The organism is Pseudomonas sp. GW821-FHT03C07, from assembly GCF_059420925.1.
Map to the genome: position 1 here is coordinate 1 of NZ_JBWKUQ010000023.1, position 18,838 is coordinate 18,838.

Below are 18,838 nucleotides of genomic sequence, written 5' to 3' on the forward strand. Positions count from 1 at the left end.
TATGGGGTGCTCAAATCAGGCGTACCGTTTGACCCAAACATCGCGCTTGCGCGATGAGGGTCAAGACGGTATCTACAAGGTTATGTGGCGTTAATGCCCCTTGCGTTAACTGAACGACATCAGCCCCCCGCCACAACTTCGAAGCTTGCCTCAACCCGCCGCCAGGCCCTTCCCGGCACGCTCCAGGTTGCGCCATAGCCAGGCCGGCAAGACCTCGGGGTCGAGGCTGTCGATCAGGTTCTTCAAGGTCAAACCCAGTTCAGTATCGCCCTCGATGACCAGCCGCCGGCGAAAGAACAGCGTGTCCGGGTCTTCCTGGCGACTGGCCAGGAGCAGGAACTCGCGCCAGTTGCCGCTGATGGTCACGTCGGCCCTGGCCCGCGCGGCGATCTGCAAGCCCTCGCGGCCCCGGGTCAGGTACCAGGTCAGCCCCAGGTCGGGGACCCGCAGGCACAACCAGCGCCCACGCAACAGGTCGAACTGGCCATCGCCCAACGGCTCGGCGAAACAGCGGTTGAGCCCCTGTTGCAGGGCCAGCCGTTGCAGTCCGAACGGCACCCGACGAACCAACGGCAGCAAGCGATCAGCGCTGCGCAACAGCCACTTTTTCCGATTCAACACAGGCCCACCTCCTCGACCCGCAACATCCCGGCCTGGCCATGCCAATAGCCATTGCAACCTTCGACGAACAGCGGTGGTGTCGCACCCAGGCGGACCCGCTGATAGGCCGCGATCACCTCGGCCATACCCTGGGCCCGGGGGCTCAGGCGCAGCAGATCAGCACCGCAAGCGAGCAGCCCGGCATAGTCGGCCAACAAATTGGTCACCTCGGCCGACATCGTCTGAATACCGTTGAGGGTGAACAGCGGCTGGCCTTCCTGGCTGCTCAGCGCCAGGCCATCAGGGTAATCGATGCAGCAGAACTGGCAGTCGTCCTTGGGCCGGTTCTGCGCGCGGGCGGTGAAACAACGCGCCGAATAGGCCAGGGGCAAATGTCCATAGGCAAAGACTTCGACTTCCGGCACCGCCCGACCCAGTTCGCGCACCTGGTCGAGCACCGCGCGGATCAGCGCCGCCGAGCACTCCACCGGCGGCACCCAGCGGATCATCCCGCAATCGAGCAACTGGCCGAGGGCATGGCCGTTGTACAGGTTCAGCGCCGGCCCTGCGACAAAGGGCAACTTGCGTTCGGCGAGAAACTGCACCGCGCCCATATCGTTGGCCTCCACCAGCAACTCGCCGTTGTCACACAGGCGCCGCAGGCTGGAGAGTTCCGACGCGGCCTCGATCAGGGTCAGACTCGAGAGCACCAGTTGCGCCTGGGTACAGGCCTGCAACTCACGCCCCAGGCCGAGCCATTGATCGAGGGACAAGGCCCGGCGTTTCGAACACACGGTTTCCCCGAGGTAGATCACATCCAGGGGCAAGGCCGACATTTCAGAGTAAAACTGCCCCAATTGGGTTTTGTCCCAGTAAAACAGCACGGGTCCCAGGCTGAGCTTCATTTCCAGTCCCTCATTGCCAGGCTCGATGATAGGCACCCAGGGTGGTCTGGCTGCCTTCGGACAAACCGGCCAGCGCCTGGCGCCACTGGTCCTTGACCGCAAAACTGTGGGGCTGGGCGCGATAGGCATCCAGCGCGGCGCGCCAGACCCGGGTGACCTGCTCGACATACGCCGGGCTGCGCTGGCGGCCTTCGATCTTCACCGCGGCGACCCCGATCGCCTTGAGTTCCGGCAGCAGGTCCAGGGTGTCGAGGCTGGTGGGTTCTTCCAGGGCATGGAAGCGCTTGCCCTCGACCAGGAAGCGGCCTTTGCACAAGGTCGGATAGCCAGCCGGTTCATCGGGGCTATAGCGGTCGATCAGGACTTCGCTCAGGCGTGCGCTCAAACCCTCGGCGTCTTCGCTCCAGCGCACCGCCTTGGCTGGTGAACAGACGCCGCACAGATTCGGCGACTCGCCGGTGATGTAGGAAGACAGGTGGCAGCGCCCTTCGGCCATGATGCACAAACTGCCGAAACCGAAGACCTCGATCGGCACCGAACTGCTCGCCGCAACCTGGCGCACCTGGGCCAACGACAGCACCCTGGGCAACACCGCGCGGCGAATGTTGTAGCGCTCGGCGTAGAACGCCAGCGCGCCGGCATGGGTCGCCGAGCCCTGTACCGACAAGTGCAGGGGCAGTTGCGGATGACGCTGGCTGGCATAACTCAAGACCCCTGGATCAGCGGCGATCAGCGCGTCGACGCCCAAGTCGGCGGCCCGATCCACCGCCCGCTGCCAGCGCTCCCAGCCCGCGGGCTGCGGGTAGGTGTTGACCGCGACATAAAGTTTGCGTTGGTGCTGGCGAATATGCGCGACCGCTGCGTCGAATTGTTTGTCGTCCATGTTCAAGCCGGCGAAGTGCCGGGCGTTGGTGTCATCGCGAAAGCCTACATAGACGGCATCGGCGCCTTGGCGCACCGCCGCTTTCAGCGCAGGCAGGTTCCCTGCCGGGCAGACCAGTTGCATGGGTAATCCTCATGAAAGAACTTGTCTCGCCCCCTGTGCACTGCGTGTCGCCAGCAGGCCCGGGGCGATCGACAATGCGCTGCCAGTCTAGCGAGACCGGCAGCCACGGCCTTGACGGCAATCAATTGCCGTTACTGCATCAGTTCGGCGAAGGACAGGAAGCTGACCGAGTCGTGCTTGCGCACCCGCTGCTCGCATTCGACCAGCGCCAAACCATCGGCCCAACAAGCCGCCGTCAACATGGCCGAGCTTTGTTGCGGGTGCAGCTCCACCCAGACCTGGCCGTCGGCCCTGGGCACCAGGCGGGCTCGCAGATACTGCCGGCGCTTGTTGCGCTGCAACCAGTCGAAGCCCGCCGACAGGGCCAATGGCCGTGGCAGCACTTCGCTCAGGCCCTGGGCCCGGAGCAGGAACGGGCGCAGCACCACCAGGGCGGTGATCAGCGCCGCCGAAGGATTGCCCGGCAGGCCGAGCCAGGGCTTGCCGGCCACTTCGCCAAAGGCCAGCGGCTTGCCCGGCTGGATCGCCAGGCGCCAGAAATCCAGGCTGCCGAGCGCCTCGATGGCCTGTTTGAGATGATCCTCCTCGCCCACCGAGACACCGCCCGAGGTCAGCAGCAGATCGCACTCCGAGGCAGCCAGGCTCAAGGCATCACAGCTGGCGGCCAAGGCATCGGCCATGACCCCGTAGTCATACACCTCCATGCCCCACCCCCGCAGCAACGCCGACAGGCAATAGCGATTGCTGTTGTAGATCTGCCCCGGCGCCAGGTGCTGGCCCGGCTCGCGCAACTCGTCGCCACTGCTCAGCAGACACACCCGCAACGGTCGATAGACCTCGACCCGGGCAATCCCCACAGCCGCCAGCAAGCCCAATTCCTGGGCGCGCAAGCGCTTGCCGGCGCTGAGCAGCAACTGGCCGCGACGAACCTCCTCGCCCTCCTTGCGCACATGTTCGCCGGCCACCGCCGCCGGTAACCAGACCAGCCCCTCGTTGGCCCGACAATGCTCCTGCGGCACCACGGTGTCGGCCCCCGGCGGCAACGGCGCACCGGTAAAGATCCGCGCCGCCTGCCGGGGCAGCAAGGGTTCCGCTGCCGCTTGCCCGGCGGCAATCCGCCCGCCCAGGGTCAGCCAGCCGCCTCCCGGCGGCAGGTCGGCGGCACAGCAGGCATAACCGTCCATGGCGCTGTTGTCCCAGCCGGGCAGGCTCAGTGGCGCGGTCAGATCCCGTGCCAGCACCCGCCCCAGCGCCTGATCCAGGGCGACCGTCTGTATCTCGGGCGGCGGCGGCGCCTGGTCGAGCAGATGTTCGATGGCCTGGTCCACCGGCGTCAGGTGACCGCTGTCGCAGACCCGGCCGCTCATGAGCGCACCTCGCAAGCCTCGATCACTCGCTGCGCCTGCGGTTTCAGGTGCGGTGCGAAATTGCACGGGCCGGTGCGACTGTCCAGCTGTTCGAGGAGGATGCTGTTCCAGGCGGTGCGGCAGGCCCCCGGCGAGCCCGGCACGCAGCACACCAGCACGCCATTGCTCATTCCAGCGAGGGCTCGTGACTGCAGGCTGGACATGCCGATTTCCGCCAGCGACACCTGGCGGAACAACTCGCCGAAACCGTCCACCTGCTTGTCCAGCAACGGCAGCACCGCTTGTGGCGTATTGTCGCGCGGAGTGAAGCCGGTACCGCCGGTCATCAGCACCACCTGGACCTTGGGGTCGGCGATCCAGTGCGAGAGTTTGGCGCGGATCTGATAGATATCGTCCTTGACCAGATCGCGGTCGATCAGCACATGTCCGGCGGTTTGCAGCAAGTCGCTGAGGGTCTGCCCCGAGGTGTCGGTGGCCGCGGTGCGCGTATCGCTGATGGTCAGCACGGCGATGTTCAGGGGTTCAAAAGTGCGTTGCGTCAGATGGGCCATAGCCAGCCTTCCCGTAGATGAAGATCGGCCCAAGCCTGAACCGAAACTGCGTGTGAACCTATTCCTCCAAGGAGGTACCTCGACCCGTGGCACGACTCAGGGCGCCAGGCGCCGGTGCGTCCAGAGGCCCTCGTGCAGACGGTAATCGAGGCGATCGTGCAGGCGGTCGGCACGCCCCTGCCAGAACTCCAGGCGCTCCGGGACCAGGCAGTAACCACCCCACTGTTCGGGGCGCGGCGGCAGTTGGTCGGCGAAGCGCCTGGCCGTTTGCGCCAGCAGCGCTTCCAGTTGCGCCCGGTCGGCCAGGGGCTGGCTTTGCGGCGAAGCCCAGGCGCCGAGACGACTGGCCATGGAGCGCGAGTCGAAGTAGGCATCGGACAGACCCGGATCCAGCCTGGCGACCTGGCCTTCGATCCGCACCTGGCGCTCCAGCCCCGGCCAGAAGAAGGTCATGGCGGCATGGGGATTGGCCGCCAGGTCCTGGCCCTTGGCACTCTGGTAATGGCCGAAGAAGGTGAAGCCGGCATCGCTGAACCCCTTGAGCAGCAACACCCGACAATGTGGCCGGCCCTGCGCGTCGACCGTTGCCAGGCACATGCTGTTGGCCTCGACCGGTGCCTGCTCGGTGTCGCGGGCCTGTTGCATCCACTGGCGGAACAGCAGCAGCGGATCCTCCGCCGCGGTCTCGTCCGGCAGACCGTCCAGAGTGTAGTTACGGCGCATCTGAGCCAGGGAAAGGGGCATGCGGGCGATCTCCGATAGGGGGTGTGCGCAGTGTGCGAGGCCGCGCGCGCCAACACCTTGACCGTCATCAACAGCAGGCTTTGATCACCCCTTACTTGAGGCGCAGACGCCTGGCCAGTTTGTGCAGGTTGCTCGAATCGACCGCCAGCAGCCGGGCCGCGCTGGCCCAGTTGTTCCCGGTCAGGTTCAGGGCCTGGAGGATCTTCTGCCGCTGGCAATCGTCGATGGCCTCACCCAGGGCCTGGAACGGCTGGTCGCCGACTTCGTCCGCAGGCACCTGGGCCAGCGTCCGCGCGCTGCCCAGGTTGCTGTCGAGATCGAGGATTTCCGCTTCCAGGGTAAGGATCAGGCTGCGACTGCCGCCACGGCTGAGCTGTTTCAACGCGGCGCGGCTGATCACATGCTCCAGCTCACGTATATTGCCCGGCCAGTGGTAAGCCAGCAGCGCACGCTCGGCCGTCGGCGACAGACGCAAGCCGCGCAAACCGAGCCGGCTGCGATTGAGTTCGAGAAAATGCCCGGCCAGCAGCAACACATCGTTGCCGCGTTCACGCAGCGGCGGAATCGGCACCGGGTAGACCGACAGCCGGTGGTAGAGGTCGGCGCGAAACAGCCCGTCGCGAATGCTCTGCGGCAGATGCCGGTTGGTCGCGGCGATGATCCGTACATCCACATGCAGCGGCTTGTCCGCGCCCAGGCGCTGGATCTCGCCGTTTTGCAGGGTGCGCAACAATTTGGCCTGCACGCTCAAGGGCAGCTCGCCGACCTCGTCGAGAAACAAGGTGCCGCCGTTGGCCGCGTCGAAACGCCCGGCCCGGTCACTGCTGGCCCCGGAAAACGCCCCTTTGACATGCCCGAACAACTCGCTCTCGGCCAGGGACTCCGGCAAGGCGGCGCAGTTGACCTGAATCAGCGGCTTGTGACTGCGCCGCGACAGACGGTGCAGGCGCCGGGCGAACAACTCCTTGCCGACCCCGGTCTCGCCCAGCAGCAACACCGGTAACTCGGAATCGGCCAGGACATCCAGCTCGTTGAGCAACTGATGCAGGACTTCGCTCTGCCCGAGGATTTCACCCTCCGCGACCGGCATCCGCAGGTCCCGCGGGTCGCTGCGGGACAAGCGCAGGCTGCGGTTTTCCTGTTCGAGCCGGGTGACCCGCACGGCCGCCTCGATCTGCAAGGTGCAACGCTTGAGTTCATCTCGCGCCTGGCGGTCGAAGGTGCCGGGCTGCAACGCATCCAGGGTGATCGCGCCCCAGATCCGCCCCTCCACATACAGGCTCACGCCCATGCAGTCATGCACCGCCAGCGGCGCGTTGAGCGCGTTGTCGAGCAGGCCGTCATAGGGGTCCGGCAGGCGACTGTCGGGCTCGAACCAGGTTGGCTCGCGTGAGGCCATGATCGCCGCCAGGCGCGGATGCTGGGCAATCACAAAGCGCCGGCCCAAGGCTTCGTGCACCAGCCCCACGGTCGCCACCGGCCTGAGGCTGTCGTCATCCAGGCGCAGCAGGCCGACGGCGCCACTGTTGAAGTACTCGCGCAGAGTCTGCACCAGTCGTTGCAGGCGCACGGCGTTGGGCAGCTCGACTATCAGGTCGGCGGCCAGGCTTTCACGCAACATGGTAATCATCACCCCTTATGGTTGTATTTACCCTGACGCATCAGGGTTATCATCACCACAACAAAAAAATAATCCAACATTTTCAATCAGTTACAAATGGCATGCGCGATGCAATAGGCCAGGGAACCCCTCAAACCCAAAGAAGGCACCCTGATGAGCCAGACACTTCTCGAACAAAGCCTCGGCCAACTGGCCTGCGATATTCCTGGCGCCACGCGGATTTTCCATCACTTCAACCTGGACTTCTGTTGCGGCGGGCAGAAAACCCTGCGCGAGGCGGCCCTGGGCAAGCAGCTCGACCCGACGCTGATTGCCGAGGCCCTCAATGAGCTGCAAGACAGCGGCGCCAGCCAGCACGACTGGCGCAACGAAGCCGACGCCCTGCTGATCAGCCATATCCTCGAGCGCTACCACGCCCGGCACCGCGAGCAACTGCCGGAACTGATTCGCCTGGCGCGCCGCGTCGAGCAGGTACACGGCGCCCGCGACAATTGCCCGAACGGCCTGGCCGACCATCTGCACGACATGCAGCAGGAACTCGAAGGACATATGCTCAAGGAGGAACAGGTGCTCTTTCCGCTGCTGCAACGGGGTCTCGGTCGCCAGACCGCTCCGCCGATCCAGGTGTTGCGCCTGGAACACGATCAACATGGCGCGGCCCTGGAAATCCTGCTGGCGCTGACCGACAACATCACCCCACCGGCCGAAGCCTGTAACACCTGGCGCGGCCTGTATCGCGGACTGCAGGAGTTTCGCGATGATCTGATGCAGCACATCCACCTGGAAAACAACATCCTCTTCGTCAAGGCCCTGAACCCGGCCCGGTGACCCCGACCAGCCACGCCGATCCGCACCCGCCAGATGACGGGTGCGTTTTTTTGCCTGGGCGGCGGACTGTGGCTCAAACCTGCCAATAGAACATGGCCTTGGCCAGGATCACTATCAGCAGCATGTGCCCGAGGATACTGCGCCGGATCCAGTCGGCCCGGCGCGGCGTCAGCCGTGAGCGTTGCAGCCAGTAGGCAAGCAACAGGTAATGCCCGACGATGCTCAGGGCCAAGGTGATCTTCAGGCTCAACAGGCTGGCAAAACGGCTGTCCAGGGGATGACTCAAGGCGCCTCGATACTGCCAGGCCAGGCCGATGCCGGCGCCGTACAACAGCAGCACCACGCCATGCAGGACCTTGCGCGAGCGCACCGCGATAGCCTGGTCCGCCGGCGCCTGCGTGCCGGCGGGCAATTGCCGGCGCGCCGCATGCCAGATGCACACCTCGAAGAACAGCGTGCCGATAAAGGCGATGGCCGCCAACAGATGGGTGACCAATAACCAGGGATAGATCATCGCCCGCCTCCTCTGCCCGACCGACTCATCCCGGATGCCCGTCGACCCGGGCCCGCAGCAACATTGGGCCGTAGCGCCAGGCATACAGGGCAAACGCCAGGGCCCAGCACAGCCCCGCCAGCCACAACCCGGCCAACGGCAGGAACAGCACCAGCACGACCCGGCTGAAACACGCCAGATTGAGCAGGACAAACGCCGGGGTCATGCCCGCCGGCGGCTCCAGCGTCCGACCGGTATGCCCGAGGCTGACCCGCGCGATCATCGCCAGGATCAACCCGGCCATGGCCCCGATCGTCAGGCCATGCACCGCCAGGCTGGGGTTCAGCGGCACGCCGAAGTGCCATAGGGCCATGCCCAGGCAGGCCAGCGCCAACCAGCCGTAGGCCAGGTACAGCGACCACAGCAGCGGCACGCGCCAGAGTCGACGATCATGCCAGCGCAGCAGGCGCAACAGATGCCCCACCGCCAGTGCACCAAACAGCAAACCGACCCAGCGATTGATGACGAGGGCGGGCCCGCAGGCATACAACAACGCCACCAGCGCGGAGCCGGCCAGCAACAGGCGATCGAGCCGGGGCCAGGGGGCAATGCCCTCGACCCGGCCCAGGCCACGCTGGATGAAAAATGGAATGACCCGACCACCGATCAGACCCATCATCGCCGCTACCAGCCACAGGCCGGTCAGCACAGCCTGGCGCTGCCAGCTTTCATGGCCGGGCAGCAGGCCGTACAGCGCCAGCCCGTCCGCGCCGGCCAGCAACAGCAACAGCAGGACAATCGGGTAGTTGCGTTTCTGCCGGACCTTCCACAGCGTGGTGCCCATCAGCACGGCCACCGCCAGGGGAAACGCCAGTTCCAGCGGCGCCAACAACGACCAGGGCAGATTCGCCAACCAGGCCAGGCGCGCCACCAGCCAGAGCAGAGCCAGGACTGCCAGTGGCTTGCCGCTGAGGCCGGGCTGGCCGGTCCAGGTCTGGACCGCAGTCAGCAGAAAGCCAGCGACAATCGCCAGGCCAAAGCCGAACAGCAGTTCATGACGGTGCCACGCCAGCCAGCCACCCGCCGGTTGCCAGCCGCCGACGGCACCGTTCAAGGCCAGCAGCCAGAGCGGCACCACCAGCAGCGCCAGGCCGGCACCGGCGAGGAAAAACGGCCGGAAGGCCAGGCGCAACAGCGGCGGGATCGCCAGCGCGGTACGGCGCTCAAGTACTTGCATGAAGCCACTCCTTTACCTTGCTGCCGACCTGACACGAGCCCGCACGCGATGAATGGTGTTGCTGGGCAATCATCAGCTGTTCGCACGCCATCGCAGTTGTCATAAATCAAGTCGGCCGGGGAACGCCTGGGTAACCTGACCAGCCGTTGTCAGATACGCCAGTGCAAGGGACGTGCCTCGACGCCCGGGTCGCCCCGACGACCCGTGGCCGCGCGGCGTGCCCGGCAGCGGCAGGCCCCACCCCGACTGCCGAGTGCTGGCAGCCAGGGTAAAAATAACCATATGAGGGTTGTTTTAACCCTGATTGACAGGGTCTTTTTAACCTTTCAGCTACAGATATCCAGTGGCTACAGGCTTGCTGTAACGCCTTTCAGTCGAGGCCGAACACGGTCCCTGTGGGAGCAGAGCTTGCTCGCGAAGGGGCCCTTGAAACCGCTAAAAGCTTCGCGGGCAAGCTCCGCTCCCACAGGGTTGCGCTGCGTTTTCAATGTTTTGTTTCCTTAGCTGAACAGCATAAGGGTCTGGCGCCTGGCCCGGGTCTTGCTCAACCAGCACACCGCCCATCCCCTCTCGACCAACCGGAGTCGTCATGAAAGCAGTCATCCAGCCACTGGCCTGGTTTGTGGTCCTGAGTTCGATCATCGCCATCGCCAGCAGCCTCTCGCTCGGCCTTGTCTGAGGGCACGGCGCCTCCCCCCTTTTCCGCTATCAGGATGAATTGCCATGGTGCTTCACCGCGTCCATCACCAGATCTTACGCAGCCATCACCTGTTCGAGCCGCTGAGTGACCAAGAGATGGATGAGTTGATGGCTTCCAGCCATTTGCTCAGCATCGACAAGGGCGAACCGCTGTTCCGCCAGGGCGAGCCAGCCGACGCCTTCTACTTCGTGATTGCCGGCGCGGTGAAGATCTACCGCCTGACCCCGGACGGCCAGGAGAAAGTGTTCGAGGTCATTGGCCCGCGGCAAACCTTCGCCGAGGCGATGATGCTGATGGACACCCCGAACTATGTGGCCTCGGCCGAAGCCGTCGGGCCGTGCCAGCTCTATCGGCTGTCCAACAGCGCCTACCTGCGCCTGTTGCAGAGCAACAGCCGGCTGCCCTTCGCCCTGCTCGGCAAACTCTGTGTGCGCCTGCATCAGCGGGTCAACGAAATCGAAACCCTGTCGCTGAAGAACGCCACCCACCGGGTGGTGCGTTATCTGCTGACGCAACTGGTGCACCTGCAGCCCGTCAACTATCAGTTCGAACTGCCGATGGCCAAGCAACTGATTGCCGGACACCTGTCGATCCAGCCGGAGACTTTCTCGCGGATCATCCGCCGCCTGATCGACGAAAAAATCATCACCCAGGACGGTCGCCAGATCGCCATCCTCGATCGGCCGCGCCTGGAACAGTTCGAGTGAAAACCCTACCCGTCTGCCTGTATTGCCAGCATCCCAACCCGGTCGGAGAAAGCGAATGCCGCCGCTGCGGCATGCCACTGCCGGCCCTGGCGGCGCAGGCCGAAGCACGCCGGTTACGGCGCTTCAAATGGTTCTGCATCGGCCTGACGATCTTCTGCGTGATCATGTTCTTCTGGCTGCCGCGCAGCAGCCCCTAAACCCAAGGAACACCTCAGGGCTGGGTCAACTGGCGATACAGTTGCGGCAGACGCAGGGGCAATTGCTCCGGCTGGCGGATCAGCGTATAGCCATTGGCCCCGAACATATACGGCAGGTAAGCCCCGGCTTCGCGGTCGATGGTGATACAGAACGGGGTCAGCCCCAGGCGCCGGGCTTCCAGTACCGCCTGGCGGGTGTCCTCGACACCGTAGCGGCCCTCATACAGATCCAGGTCATTGGGCTTGCCATCCGTCAGCAACAGCAACAGCTTGCGCCGGCGCTTGCAGCCGCTCAGCAGACGGCCGGCCTGGCGAATCGCCGCGCCCATGCGCGTGTAGTAACCCGGCTTGAGCGCCTGAATGCGCCCGCGGGTGTGATCGTCATAGCCTTGCTGAAAGGCCTTGAGTTCCTGCAGGCGCACGTGCTGGCGGCGCAGCGAGGAAAACCCGTACAGGGCAAAGTCGTCGCCCAGCACCGACAGCGTTTCGCCGAACAGCAACAGGCTGTCGCGGATCACCTCGATCACCCGATGCTGGTCGTTCAGGTGCGCGTCAGTGGACATCGAGATATCCGCCAGCAACAGGCACGCCAGGTCCCGATGGGTCTGGCGCTGCTCCTTGAACAACCCGCGCTCGGCACAACGGCCGTGCTCGCGCTCGACATAAAAATCCAGCCAGGCCTGCATATCCAGCTCCGTTCCCTGGGGTTGTTGCCGCAACCACTGGCGGTCGGGACGCAGGTGCTCGAACTGCCGCCGCAAACGCTGCGCCGCCGGCCGCAGGCGCAACGGCAGTGGCTGCGCCGGGCAATCGCGCGGCACGAACATCTGCAGGTTGACGAAATCGTCCTGCAAACAGCCTTTGCGATAGTCCCATTCCGGTAACTTGATGCCCTCCCCCAGCGGTATGTCGTCGACATCCGCCGGCGGCAGATCCAGGTGCAATTTAAGCCCGCCGCCCTTGCGCAGACGGGTACGCGACAGGCTCAGTTCATCCAGATCGGCGGCGACCCTGGCGGCATCCGGGTCTTCACGGTCGTCCGACCAGCGATCGAGATCGACATGCTCGGTCCAACTGAACAGGTTCTCCAGCCGCACGATCAGCAACCCGCCCTCGCGACTGCTGTCATCAATCCGGCTGGCGCGCTTGCGCCCGCCTTCCTGCTCGCCGGGAGAGGCCGGCAGGGACTCCGCCGAGTCGTCGAGATCGGCGGCCTGCGGGCTGGCCAGATGCAGCGGCGGGTACAGCCACAGCGGCAACGGCCAGGCCGCCCGTTCGCTGCGGGGAAACGCCTGGACACTGCCCGGTTCGCGCAAGGCCTGGCACAAGGCCCGCTCCAGGGCGGCCTCGGCCGGTTTCAAGGTGGCCGGATCCGGACGCAGTTGCAGGTGCGCCGCGACCAGCCGCCGATAACGCGGCACCAGCGCCGGATAGCGCTGCAACAAGACTTGGGTCCAGCGTTGATTGTCCCGCCCCCAGTGCCGCATCGGCCCGGCCTGCGCCGCCAGCAGGGCCAACCAGCGATAGAGCTCCTCATTCAAGCTGGCCTCGGGAAACACCGCGAGGCTCGCCGGCAGGCGCAGATTATCGGCGTCGCAGCAGGCCAGCGGTACTTGCCGGCAGGTCCCGGCGATCTGCTGCAACAGGCTGCGGCGCAGCAGCAGATCGCGCTCGCAGACCGTCTCCAGGCCCCGGCCGGCCCCGCCCATGGCGCGAAACAACAGCGCCAGGCCACGTTGCCGCTGGGCCAGTTCGACCCGCGCCTCGGGAAAATCGACGCTGGCGCGGCGAGTGATAAAGCGATGCCAGACACTGCCGACCCACTCTTCCAGTTCAAGGGTAAAAGCCATGGAGCCCACCTTGTTCGAGAACCAAAAACGGCCCGCTATCACAGCCGGGCCGACCTTTCCCAGATGTCGCAACGCCTCAGGAAGGAACCACGACCGCCGGCGCGCGCAAGGCGGCACGGCCGCGCTGGCGGAAGCTCAAGAGGTAGCAGAGCAGCCCCGCCAGGAAGCCCACTCCGCTGGCCAGACGGGCCCAGAACAACGTGGTCAGGTGCTCCATCGTCGCCATGAACGGCAAGGCGATGCCGTCGGGCTGCCAGCGTTGCAGATAGATCTGCACGACGCCCGCGGCGGTAAGCAGCAGCGTGATCATCACCATCGACAGGGTCATCAACCAGAAGCCCCAGATCTCCAGGTTCTGCGCGCGCTCGTCGGCGGCTTCACCGAGCCCGCGCAAGCGTGGCATGGCGTAGCTGATCAGGGTCATCACGATCATCGCGTAGGCCCCGTAGAATGACAGGTGGGCGTGGGCGTTGGTCAACTGCGTGCCGTGGGTGTAGTAGTTGACCGGGGCCAGGGTATGCAGGAAGCCCCAGACGCCGGCGCCGAAAAACGCGGTCACCGTGGTGCCCTTGGCCCACAGCGTGGCGGCGCGGTTCGGGTGTTGCCGCCGACGGTTCTTCACCATGCTGAAGGCGAAGATCACCATGGCCAGGAACGGTAGCGGCTCCATCGCCGAGAAGATCGAACCGACCCACAGCCAGACCTCCGGCCCACCGATCCAGAAGTAGTGGTGGCCGGTGCCGATGATCCCGGTGATCAGCGCCATGGCGATAATCACATAGAGCCATTTCTCGACCACTTCGCGGTCGACCCCGGTGATCTTGATCAGCACGAAGGCCAGCATCGAACCCATGATCAGCTCCCACACGCCTTCCACCCAGAGATGCACCACCCACCACCAGTAGAACTTGTCGCGGACCAGGTTGCCGGGGTTGTAGAAGGAGAACAGGAAGAACACCGCGAGCAGCACCAGCCCGGTCATCATCACCACGCTGACCGTGGTCTTGCGGCCTTTGAGCATCGTCATGCCGATGTTGTAGAGAAAACCCAGGCACACCACCACGATGCCCATCTTGGTGATGGTCGGTTGCTCCAGATAGACCCGGCCCATGGTCGGCAACAGCTCGTTGTGGGTCAGCCTGGCCAGCCCCGCGTAAGGTACCAGCAGGTAGCCGAGGATCGTCAGCACGGCGGCGGCGGCGAACACCCAGAACAGGACGATTGCCAGCTTCGGGCTGTACAGTTCACGGTCGGACTCTTCCGGGATCAGGTAGTACGCGGCACCCATGAAGCCGAACAGCAGCCAGACGATCAACAGGTTGGTGTGCACTATCCGCGATACGTTGAAGGGAATGGTCGGGAACAGGAAGTCCCCCACCACGTATTGCAGGCCCATGATCAAACCGAACAGTATCTGCCCGAGAAACAGTATCAGGGCGAACACGAAGTACGGTTTGGCCACGGCTTGCGAGGCGAATTTCAGATGGGGATTGGCAACACTCATCTCTTAGCCCTCCTTGTTTGGCGGCCAGCCATTGGTATTGATTTTCGAGCTCCACTTGAGGAACTCGGCGATGTCGTCGACTTCCTGCGTACTCAGGTTGAATTGCGGCATCGCCCGGCGTCCGGGCACTCCCAGGGGCTGCATCTTCATCCAGGCTTGCAGGAAGGGCTTGAAGCCCGCCTCGCCGCCGCGGCGCTGGAACACGTTGCCCAGTTCCGGCGCGAAATAGGCGCCCTCCCCCAGTAGCGTGTGGCAACCGACACAGTTGTTTTGCTCCCAGACCAACTTGCCGCGCAGCACCGAGTCGCTTAATTGCGCTTCATTGCTGCGAACGGGAAAGGTCTGCTCTGAGTGATAGGTCAAGGCCAGGAAGATCAGGAAAAAGAACACGCTTCCCCCGAAATAGATATTCCTGGCCATGCCCTTGGTGAAGGTCTCTGACATGGTCGCTTCCTCTTTGCTTGGCCTGTCCATTCTAGGAAGCAAGGGTTGGAAAACCGCTTGATGGCAATCAAGAATCTCCAATGGTTTTACTCAGGTATTAGCCACGCAGGCTCAGGCTCACACCCAGCAGCAATGCCACCACCAGGGGCCAGCCCAGCAGCAGGCGGCGCCAGAGTCGCGGCGCATGCCGCAGTTCCATGAAACCTTCGGTGATCAGCCAGGCCTTGGCCACTGCCAGCAACAGCACGAGCAGGCTCAGGGTCATCGCCAGCCCGGTGGAGGTATCGAGCAGTTGACGGCCGGCGGCGAACAATTGGGGCTTGAGCACCTGGGTCACGGCAAACACCAGGATCAGCACAGCAAATACCGAGAGTTCGGCGAGGATGAAAAACCACATCGCCAGGTCCCCCGGCAAATGGCGACGCGGGGGAGCGGCGACCTCAAGCGAAGTGGACATCGACCACGTCCATCAACGCGGCCACCGTCGCCGGGTCATCGCTCAGCGGCTCGGCGAGGCAGGCCAGGCAGGCCTCGCGCGGGCTCATGCCGGCACCGATCATGCGCGCGGTGAAAATCAGCAGGCGGGTCGAGGCCACCTCTTCCAGGTCATGCTGCTCCAGCCGGCGCAGGGCCTGTCCGAGCCGGACTACCTGGCTCGCCAGGGCGCCATCGACCTGTGCCTCGCGGCGCACGATACGCTCTTCTTCGGCCGCCGGCGGATAGTCGAAACGCATCGCCACGAACCGCTGGCGGGTGCTGGGCTTCATACCCTTGAGCAGGTTCTGGTAACCAGGGTTATAGGACACCACCAACATGAAGGACGGCGGTGCCTGCAGGACTTCCCCGGTGCGTTCGAGGAACAGTTCACGGCGACCATCGGCCAGCGGATGCAGGACCACCACCGTGTCCTGGCGGGCCTCGACCACTTCGTCGAGGTAACAGATTCCGCCTTCGCGCACCGCCCGGGTCAACGGCCCGTCCTGCCACCAGGTGCCCTGGGCGCCGATCAGGTGACGGCCGATCAGGTCGGCGGCGCTCAGATCGTCATGGCAGGCCACGGTGTACAGCGGCAGTTTCAGCTGGTGCGCCATGTGCTGGACGAAGCGCGTCTTGCCGCAGCCCGTGGGGCCCTTGATCAGCACCGGCAGGCCATGCCGCCAGGCCTGTTCGAACAGTGTCTGCTCATTGTTCAGCGGTTGGTAGAAGGGTTCGCAAGCTTGCCTGGGGTCCATGGGGTTACCTGATTCGACAGCGGGTTCGAGGCCCACGCTAAGGCGCCTTGCGACAACCTGGCAAGTGACCTGGCTGGCAATCTTGATCGCCGTCAAGCGAACATCGCCCTGCCGCGGTGGTGCCTCAAACGGTCCGGGAGAACAGGCCTTTCTGCCCGGCCCCGAGGTAGGCATCAAAGGCCATGGCGGTGCTGCGCATCATCAGCTGTCCCTGGGGCAACAGTTGCAGGCCGTCGGCGCCGATCTCCAGCAGACGGTCGCGCACCTGCTCCTGCAGTTGCCCCAGGGACTCGGCGAAGTAGTGCGTGAAACGAATACCATGGGCGACCTCGATCTTGCCGAAGTCAATGCGCCCATGGCACATCAGGTCGTTGATCACGTCGCGGCGCAACAGGTCGTCGGCATTCAGGCGGTAACCGCGATGCACCGGTAACAAGCCTTGATCGAGCCGCGCGTAGTACTGCGAAAGCGCCTTGACGCTCTGGCTGTAGCTGTCGCCGACCTTGCCGATGGCCGACACCCCGAGACCGATCAGATCGCAGTCGGCGTGGGTCGAGTAGCCCTGGAAGTTGCGGTGCAAGGTGCCGTTGGCCCGGGCCAGCGCCAGCTCGTCGTCCGGCAAGGCGAAATGGTCCATGCCGATATACACATAACCGGCCTCGGTCAGCCGGCGGATGGTCAGTTCGAGCAATTCCAGCTTGCGCTCGGGCGGCGGCATGTCCGCCGGGCGAATCAAGCGCTGCGCGCGGACCCGCTCGGGCAGATGCGCGTAGCTGTAGGCGGCGATCCGATCCGGGCGCAGAGCGATGATCTTGCCCAGAGTCACATCGAAGCTCTGCACCGTTTGCAGCGGCAGGCCGTAGATCAGGTCGACGCTGATCGACTTGAAACGCGCCTGGCGCGCCGCCTCGACCAGCGCGTAGATCTGCGCTTCGCTCTGCTGGCGGTTGACCGCCGCCTGGACCGCCGGGTCGAAGTCCTGCACGCCAAAGCTCAGGCGATTGAAGCCCAACCGCCGTAATACATGAATCTGTTCGGTATCGATGGTGCGCGGATCGACCTCGATGGAAAACTCATGGTCGTCGCTGTCATCCAGATCAAAGGCCAGATGCAGACAGGCCATCAGTTCGGCCAACTGCTCGCCGCTCAGATAGGTCGGCGTGCCACCGCCCAGGTGCAACTGCGTGAGTTTGCGGCCAGGCTCGAACAAGGCGCCCTGCATAAGGATTTCGCGCTTGAGGTAACCCAGGTATTCAACCGCGCGATGGGTCTTGCGGGTGATGATCTTGTTGCAGGCGCAGTAGTAACAAAGGCTCTGGCAAAACGGAATATGGATATAGGCCGAAAGCGACTTGGGGATCGCGGCCTGGTTGCTGGCCCGCACCGCTTGCTGATAATCGTCCACGGCAAAGGCTTGATGGAACTGCGGCGCGGTGGGGTAAGAGGTATAGCGCGGCCCCGGGCGATCATATTTCTCGACCAGGGCCCGATTGAAATCAAAGGTAGGCATCATGTTCGACAAACTCGTGATGGGGTGAGTACGCCGGGCGGTTTACATCCGCGTCGAACAGCTGGCAGATCGCATCCACCTCGCACCGACCGGCAGGAAGAATGCTGATGAAACGCTCCGACAACTCCACCAGCCCGCCGCGGGCCATGTGCTCAAGGCGTGGCCAGACCGCAGAAAAGTACTGACGAAAAATCACGCCATAGCGGCTTTCGATGGCCAGGATATCCAGTTCCAGGTCACATTCCAGGTGCTCCCTGACCCGTTGCCGGATCTGATCGCCGGCTTCGCAGCGCCAGCCACGACAGCTGGCCAACTGGCCCGCGTCCAGTTGCTGCAGATAGTCGGAAAGCGCTTCGCTGTTTTGCACCGACAGTTCGTCGAGCTGACTGATGGCGCCCAGGCCGAAACCGACATGGTCGCAATAGCCGTGGCAGGTAAACCCCAGGCAGTTGCGGCGCAGCCGGCCGCGCTCCTGGGCCATCAGCAGATCATCGTCGGACCTGACGAACTGCCCCAGGCCAATGTACTGGTAACCCGCCGCCAGCAACTGCTCGAAGCAGATCCGTCGCATCGCCGCCTTGTCCAGCGAGCTGCTCGCGGCTCTGCGGTATTCGCTCTCGCGCCGGTAACGCCACGGCGGCTGGGCGTAGTCGAAGACCAGCAGGCGGTCGGGCTCCAGCTTGATCAGGGTCGCCAGTTTCAGCGCGAAGCTCGACGGGGTCTGCCAGGCGTGACCATAACCCAGGTCGACATTGACCGAGCGATAGCCAAAAGTCCGGGCCGCGTCGATCAGCGAATGGATCGGCGCCGGGTTCTGGTAGCAGGCCACCGACAGTTCGCTGTCCGTGCCGATATCCGGCACACCGATGCTGACCTGGTTGAAGCCCTGCTCGCGCAGCAAACCCATGGTCGCCCAGTCGGTGTGGTGCAGATCGACTTCAACGCGGCAGTCGCTGCCATCGTGCTGGAGAAAGTTGAAGCGCTTGCGCAACTGGCTCATCAGCCGCTGCAAGGCTTCCGCGTCCGGTGTGGCACCTCCCAGGTGGAATTGCTCGACCCGTTGCTGCGTGCCCAGGTGGCAAGCGACCAGATCGATCTCGCGCTCCAATCGCTGCAGATACGCTTCGCTGCGACCACGTTGCTCACCCAGGGCGAGAAGCTGCACGGCCAGGGACAGTGGGCGGCACTTCTGGCGGCTGATGCGCAAGGCCCGCAGCAAATCCAGGGAGCCGATACCGGTATGAAATTTGTCGGTGTCGGCATGACGGTTGAGGTCGAGAACACCTTGGTCGCGTCGAACCGGTCGTTCGCCGCGCGGATAAAGTAAATCGAACATGACAGG

At 64.2% G+C, this 18,838-nt stretch carries 18 protein-coding genes and 1 pseudogene; 3 read left to right on the top strand and 16 right to left on the bottom strand.

Annotated features, from left to right (window positions below; genetic code table 11):
* Positions 1–150 precede the first annotated feature (150 nt).
* The 7 genes from ubiT to norR all read right to left on the bottom strand — a co-directional run bounded on the left by ubiT (position 151) and on the right by norR (position 6,794).
* Positions 151–621, bottom strand: a complete 471-nt coding sequence (gene ubiT, locus AC07VG_RS28960) for a ubiquinone anaerobic biosynthesis accessory factor UbiT (RefSeq protein WP_495002832.1) — start codon at positions 619–621, stop codon at positions 151–153.
* The gene (locus AC07VG_RS28965; protein WP_495022308.1) at positions 615–1,505 is read right to left on the bottom strand and encodes a U32 family peptidase; all 891 of its coding nucleotides are present in this window, start codon (positions 1,503–1,505) and stop codon (positions 615–617) included. The genes ubiT and AC07VG_RS28965 overlap by 7 nt, the downstream gene beginning before the upstream one ends.
* Before the next feature lie 10 nt (positions 1,506–1,515).
* On the bottom strand, positions 1,516–2,511 hold the full coding sequence (gene ubiU / locus AC07VG_RS28970; RefSeq protein WP_495002830.1) for a ubiquinone anaerobic biosynthesis protein UbiU: 996 nt from the start codon (positions 2,509–2,511) through the stop codon (positions 1,516–1,518).
* A gap of 131 nt (positions 2,512–2,642) precedes the next feature.
* A complete protein-coding gene (locus tag AC07VG_RS28975) occupies positions 2,643–3,878 on the bottom strand; it encodes a molybdopterin molybdotransferase MoeA (protein WP_495022309.1) in 1,236 nt (411 codons plus the stop codon).
* Positions 3,875–4,429 carry a molybdenum cofactor biosynthesis protein B gene (gene moaB / locus AC07VG_RS28980; protein WP_495002828.1) on the bottom strand — a complete coding sequence of 185 codons (555 nt, stop codon included), beginning with the start codon at positions 4,427–4,429 and terminating at the stop codon, positions 3,875–3,877. The genes AC07VG_RS28975 and moaB overlap by 4 nt, the downstream gene beginning before the upstream one ends.
* A 96-nt stretch (positions 4,430–4,525) precedes the next feature.
* Complete coding sequence (gene pdxH / locus AC07VG_RS28985; protein ID WP_495022310.1) at positions 4,526–5,173, bottom strand: pyridoxamine 5'-phosphate oxidase; 648 nt, start codon at positions 5,171–5,173, stop codon at positions 4,526–4,528.
* A 91-nt stretch (positions 5,174–5,264) separates the two neighbouring features.
* Positions 5,265–6,794: a nitric oxide reductase transcriptional regulator NorR gene (gene norR / locus AC07VG_RS28990; protein ID WP_495022311.1), complete on the bottom strand. Its 1,530-nt coding sequence runs from the start codon at positions 6,792–6,794 to the stop codon at positions 5,265–5,267.
* 153 nt (positions 6,795–6,947) lie between these two features.
* Here norR and ytfE point away from each other — a divergent pair, with 153 nt between their 5' ends.
* The gene (ytfE, locus tag AC07VG_RS28995; protein WP_495002825.1) at positions 6,948–7,622 is read left to right on the top strand and encodes an iron-sulfur cluster repair protein YtfE; all 675 of its coding nucleotides are present in this window, start codon (positions 6,948–6,950) and stop codon (positions 7,620–7,622) included.
* 73 nt (positions 7,623–7,695) lie between these two features.
* On the opposite strand, the gene AC07VG_RS29000 is transcribed toward ytfE, so the two are convergent.
* Complete coding sequence (locus AC07VG_RS29000; RefSeq protein ID WP_495002824.1) at positions 7,696–8,136, bottom strand: CopD family copper resistance protein; 441 nt, start codon at positions 8,134–8,136, stop codon at positions 7,696–7,698.
* Positions 8,137–8,161: 25 nt separating this feature from the next.
* Positions 8,162–9,352 carry an NnrS family protein gene (locus AC07VG_RS29005; protein ID WP_495002823.1) on the bottom strand — a complete coding sequence of 397 codons (1,191 nt, stop codon included), beginning with the start codon at positions 9,350–9,352 and terminating at the stop codon, positions 8,162–8,164.
* Between the two features lie 723 nt (positions 9,353–10,075).
* Here AC07VG_RS29005 and AC07VG_RS29010 point away from each other — a divergent pair.
* Positions 10,076–10,759 carry a Crp/Fnr family transcriptional regulator gene (locus AC07VG_RS29010; RefSeq protein ID WP_495022312.1) on the top strand — a complete coding sequence of 228 codons (684 nt, stop codon included), beginning with the start codon at positions 10,076–10,078 and terminating at the stop codon, positions 10,757–10,759.
* Positions 10,756–10,956 carry a protein DnrP gene (locus AC07VG_RS29015; RefSeq protein ID WP_495022313.1) on the top strand — a complete coding sequence of 67 codons (201 nt, stop codon included), beginning with the start codon at positions 10,756–10,758 and terminating at the stop codon, positions 10,954–10,956. Before AC07VG_RS29010 ends, AC07VG_RS29015 begins: the two co-directional genes overlap by 4 nt.
* Before the next feature lie 14 nt (positions 10,957–10,970).
* On the opposite strand, the gene AC07VG_RS29020 is transcribed toward AC07VG_RS29015, so the two are convergent.
* The 7 genes and pseudogenes from AC07VG_RS29020 to AC07VG_RS29050 all read right to left on the bottom strand — a co-directional run bounded on the left by AC07VG_RS29020 (position 10,971) and on the right by AC07VG_RS29050 (position 18,832).
* The gene (locus tag AC07VG_RS29020) at positions 10,971–12,806 is read right to left on the bottom strand and encodes a nitric oxide reductase activation protein NorD (RefSeq protein ID WP_495022314.1); all 1,836 of its coding nucleotides are present in this window, start codon (positions 12,804–12,806) and stop codon (positions 10,971–10,973) included.
* 76 nt (positions 12,807–12,882) lie between these two features.
* Positions 12,883–14,310 carry a cbb3-type cytochrome c oxidase subunit I gene (locus AC07VG_RS29025; protein WP_495022315.1) on the bottom strand — a complete coding sequence of 476 codons (1,428 nt, stop codon included), beginning with the start codon at positions 14,308–14,310 and terminating at the stop codon, positions 12,883–12,885.
* A gap of 3 nt (positions 14,311–14,313) precedes the next feature.
* Positions 14,314–14,754, bottom strand: a complete 441-nt coding sequence (locus AC07VG_RS29030) for a c-type cytochrome (RefSeq protein WP_191486956.1) — start codon at positions 14,752–14,754, stop codon at positions 14,314–14,316.
* Between the two features lie 154 nt (positions 14,755–14,908).
* A pseudogene (locus AC07VG_RS29035) lies at positions 14,909–15,211 on the bottom strand (cytochrome c oxidase subunit 3 family protein); the annotation flags it as partial.
* Complete coding sequence (locus AC07VG_RS29040) at positions 15,195–15,986, bottom strand: CbbQ/NirQ/NorQ/GpvN family protein (protein WP_495022316.1); 792 nt, start codon at positions 15,984–15,986, stop codon at positions 15,195–15,197. The gene AC07VG_RS29040 and the pseudogene AC07VG_RS29035, both read right to left, overlap by 17 nt.
* 124 nt (positions 15,987–16,110) lie before the next feature.
* On the bottom strand, positions 16,111–17,499 hold the full coding sequence (hemN, locus tag AC07VG_RS29045; RefSeq protein WP_495022317.1) for an oxygen-independent coproporphyrinogen III oxidase: 1,389 nt from the start codon (positions 17,497–17,499) through the stop codon (positions 16,111–16,113).
* On the bottom strand, positions 17,483–18,832 hold the full coding sequence (locus AC07VG_RS29050; protein WP_495022318.1) for an oxygen-independent coproporphyrinogen III oxidase: 1,350 nt from the start codon (positions 18,830–18,832) through the stop codon (positions 17,483–17,485). The genes hemN and AC07VG_RS29050 overlap by 17 nt, the downstream gene beginning before the upstream one ends.
* Positions 18,833–18,838 lie beyond the last annotated feature (6 nt).

Bases quoted from the DNA above. Each gene is read 5' to 3' on its own strand.
- hemN (WP_495022317.1), bottom strand. From the start codon at position 17,499: ATGATGCCTACCTTTGATTTCAATCGGGCCCTGGTCGAGAAATATGAT.
- AC07VG_RS29005 (WP_495002823.1), bottom strand. From the start codon at position 9,352: ATGCAAGTACTTGAGCGCCGTACCGCGCTGGCGATCCCGCCGCTGTTG.
- ytfE (WP_495002825.1), top strand. From the start codon at position 6,948: ATGAGCCAGACACTTCTCGAACAAAGCCTCGGCCAACTGGCCTGCGAT.
- AC07VG_RS29030 (WP_191486956.1), bottom strand. From the start codon at position 14,754: ATGTCAGAGACCTTCACCAAGGGCATGGCCAGGAATATCTATTTCGGG.
- AC07VG_RS28975 (WP_495022309.1), bottom strand. From the start codon at position 3,878: ATGAGCGGCCGGGTCTGCGACAGCGGTCACCTGACGCCGGTGGACCAG.
- ubiU (WP_495002830.1), bottom strand. From the start codon at position 2,511: ATGCAACTGGTCTGCCCGGCAGGGAACCTGCCTGCGCTGAAAGCGGCG.
- AC07VG_RS29025 (WP_495022315.1), bottom strand. From the start codon at position 14,310: ATGAGTGTTGCCAATCCCCATCTGAAATTCGCCTCGCAAGCCGTGGCC.
- pdxH (WP_495022310.1), bottom strand. From the start codon at position 5,173: ATGCCCCTTTCCCTGGCTCAGATGCGCCGTAACTACACTCTGGACGGT.
- AC07VG_RS29010 (WP_495022312.1), top strand. From the start codon at position 10,076: ATGGTGCTTCACCGCGTCCATCACCAGATCTTACGCAGCCATCACCTG.
- norR (WP_495022311.1), bottom strand. From the start codon at position 6,794: ATGTTGCGTGAAAGCCTGGCCGCCGACCTGATAGTCGAGCTGCCCAAC.
- AC07VG_RS29000 (WP_495002824.1), bottom strand. From the start codon at position 8,136: ATGATCTATCCCTGGTTATTGGTCACCCATCTGTTGGCGGCCATCGCC.
- AC07VG_RS29040 (WP_495022316.1), bottom strand. From the start codon at position 15,986: ATGGACCCCAGGCAAGCTTGCGAACCCTTCTACCAACCGCTGAACAAT.
- AC07VG_RS29050 (WP_495022318.1), bottom strand. From the start codon at position 18,832: ATGTTCGATTTACTTTATCCGCGCGGCGAACGACCGGTTCGACGCGAC.
- AC07VG_RS28965 (WP_495022308.1), bottom strand. From the start codon at position 1,505: ATGAAGCTCAGCCTGGGACCCGTGCTGTTTTACTGGGACAAAACCCAA.
- moaB (WP_495002828.1), bottom strand. From the start codon at position 4,429: ATGGCCCATCTGACGCAACGCACTTTTGAACCCCTGAACATCGCCGTG.
- AC07VG_RS29020 (WP_495022314.1), bottom strand. From the start codon at position 12,806: ATGGCTTTTACCCTTGAACTGGAAGAGTGGGTCGGCAGTGTCTGGCAT.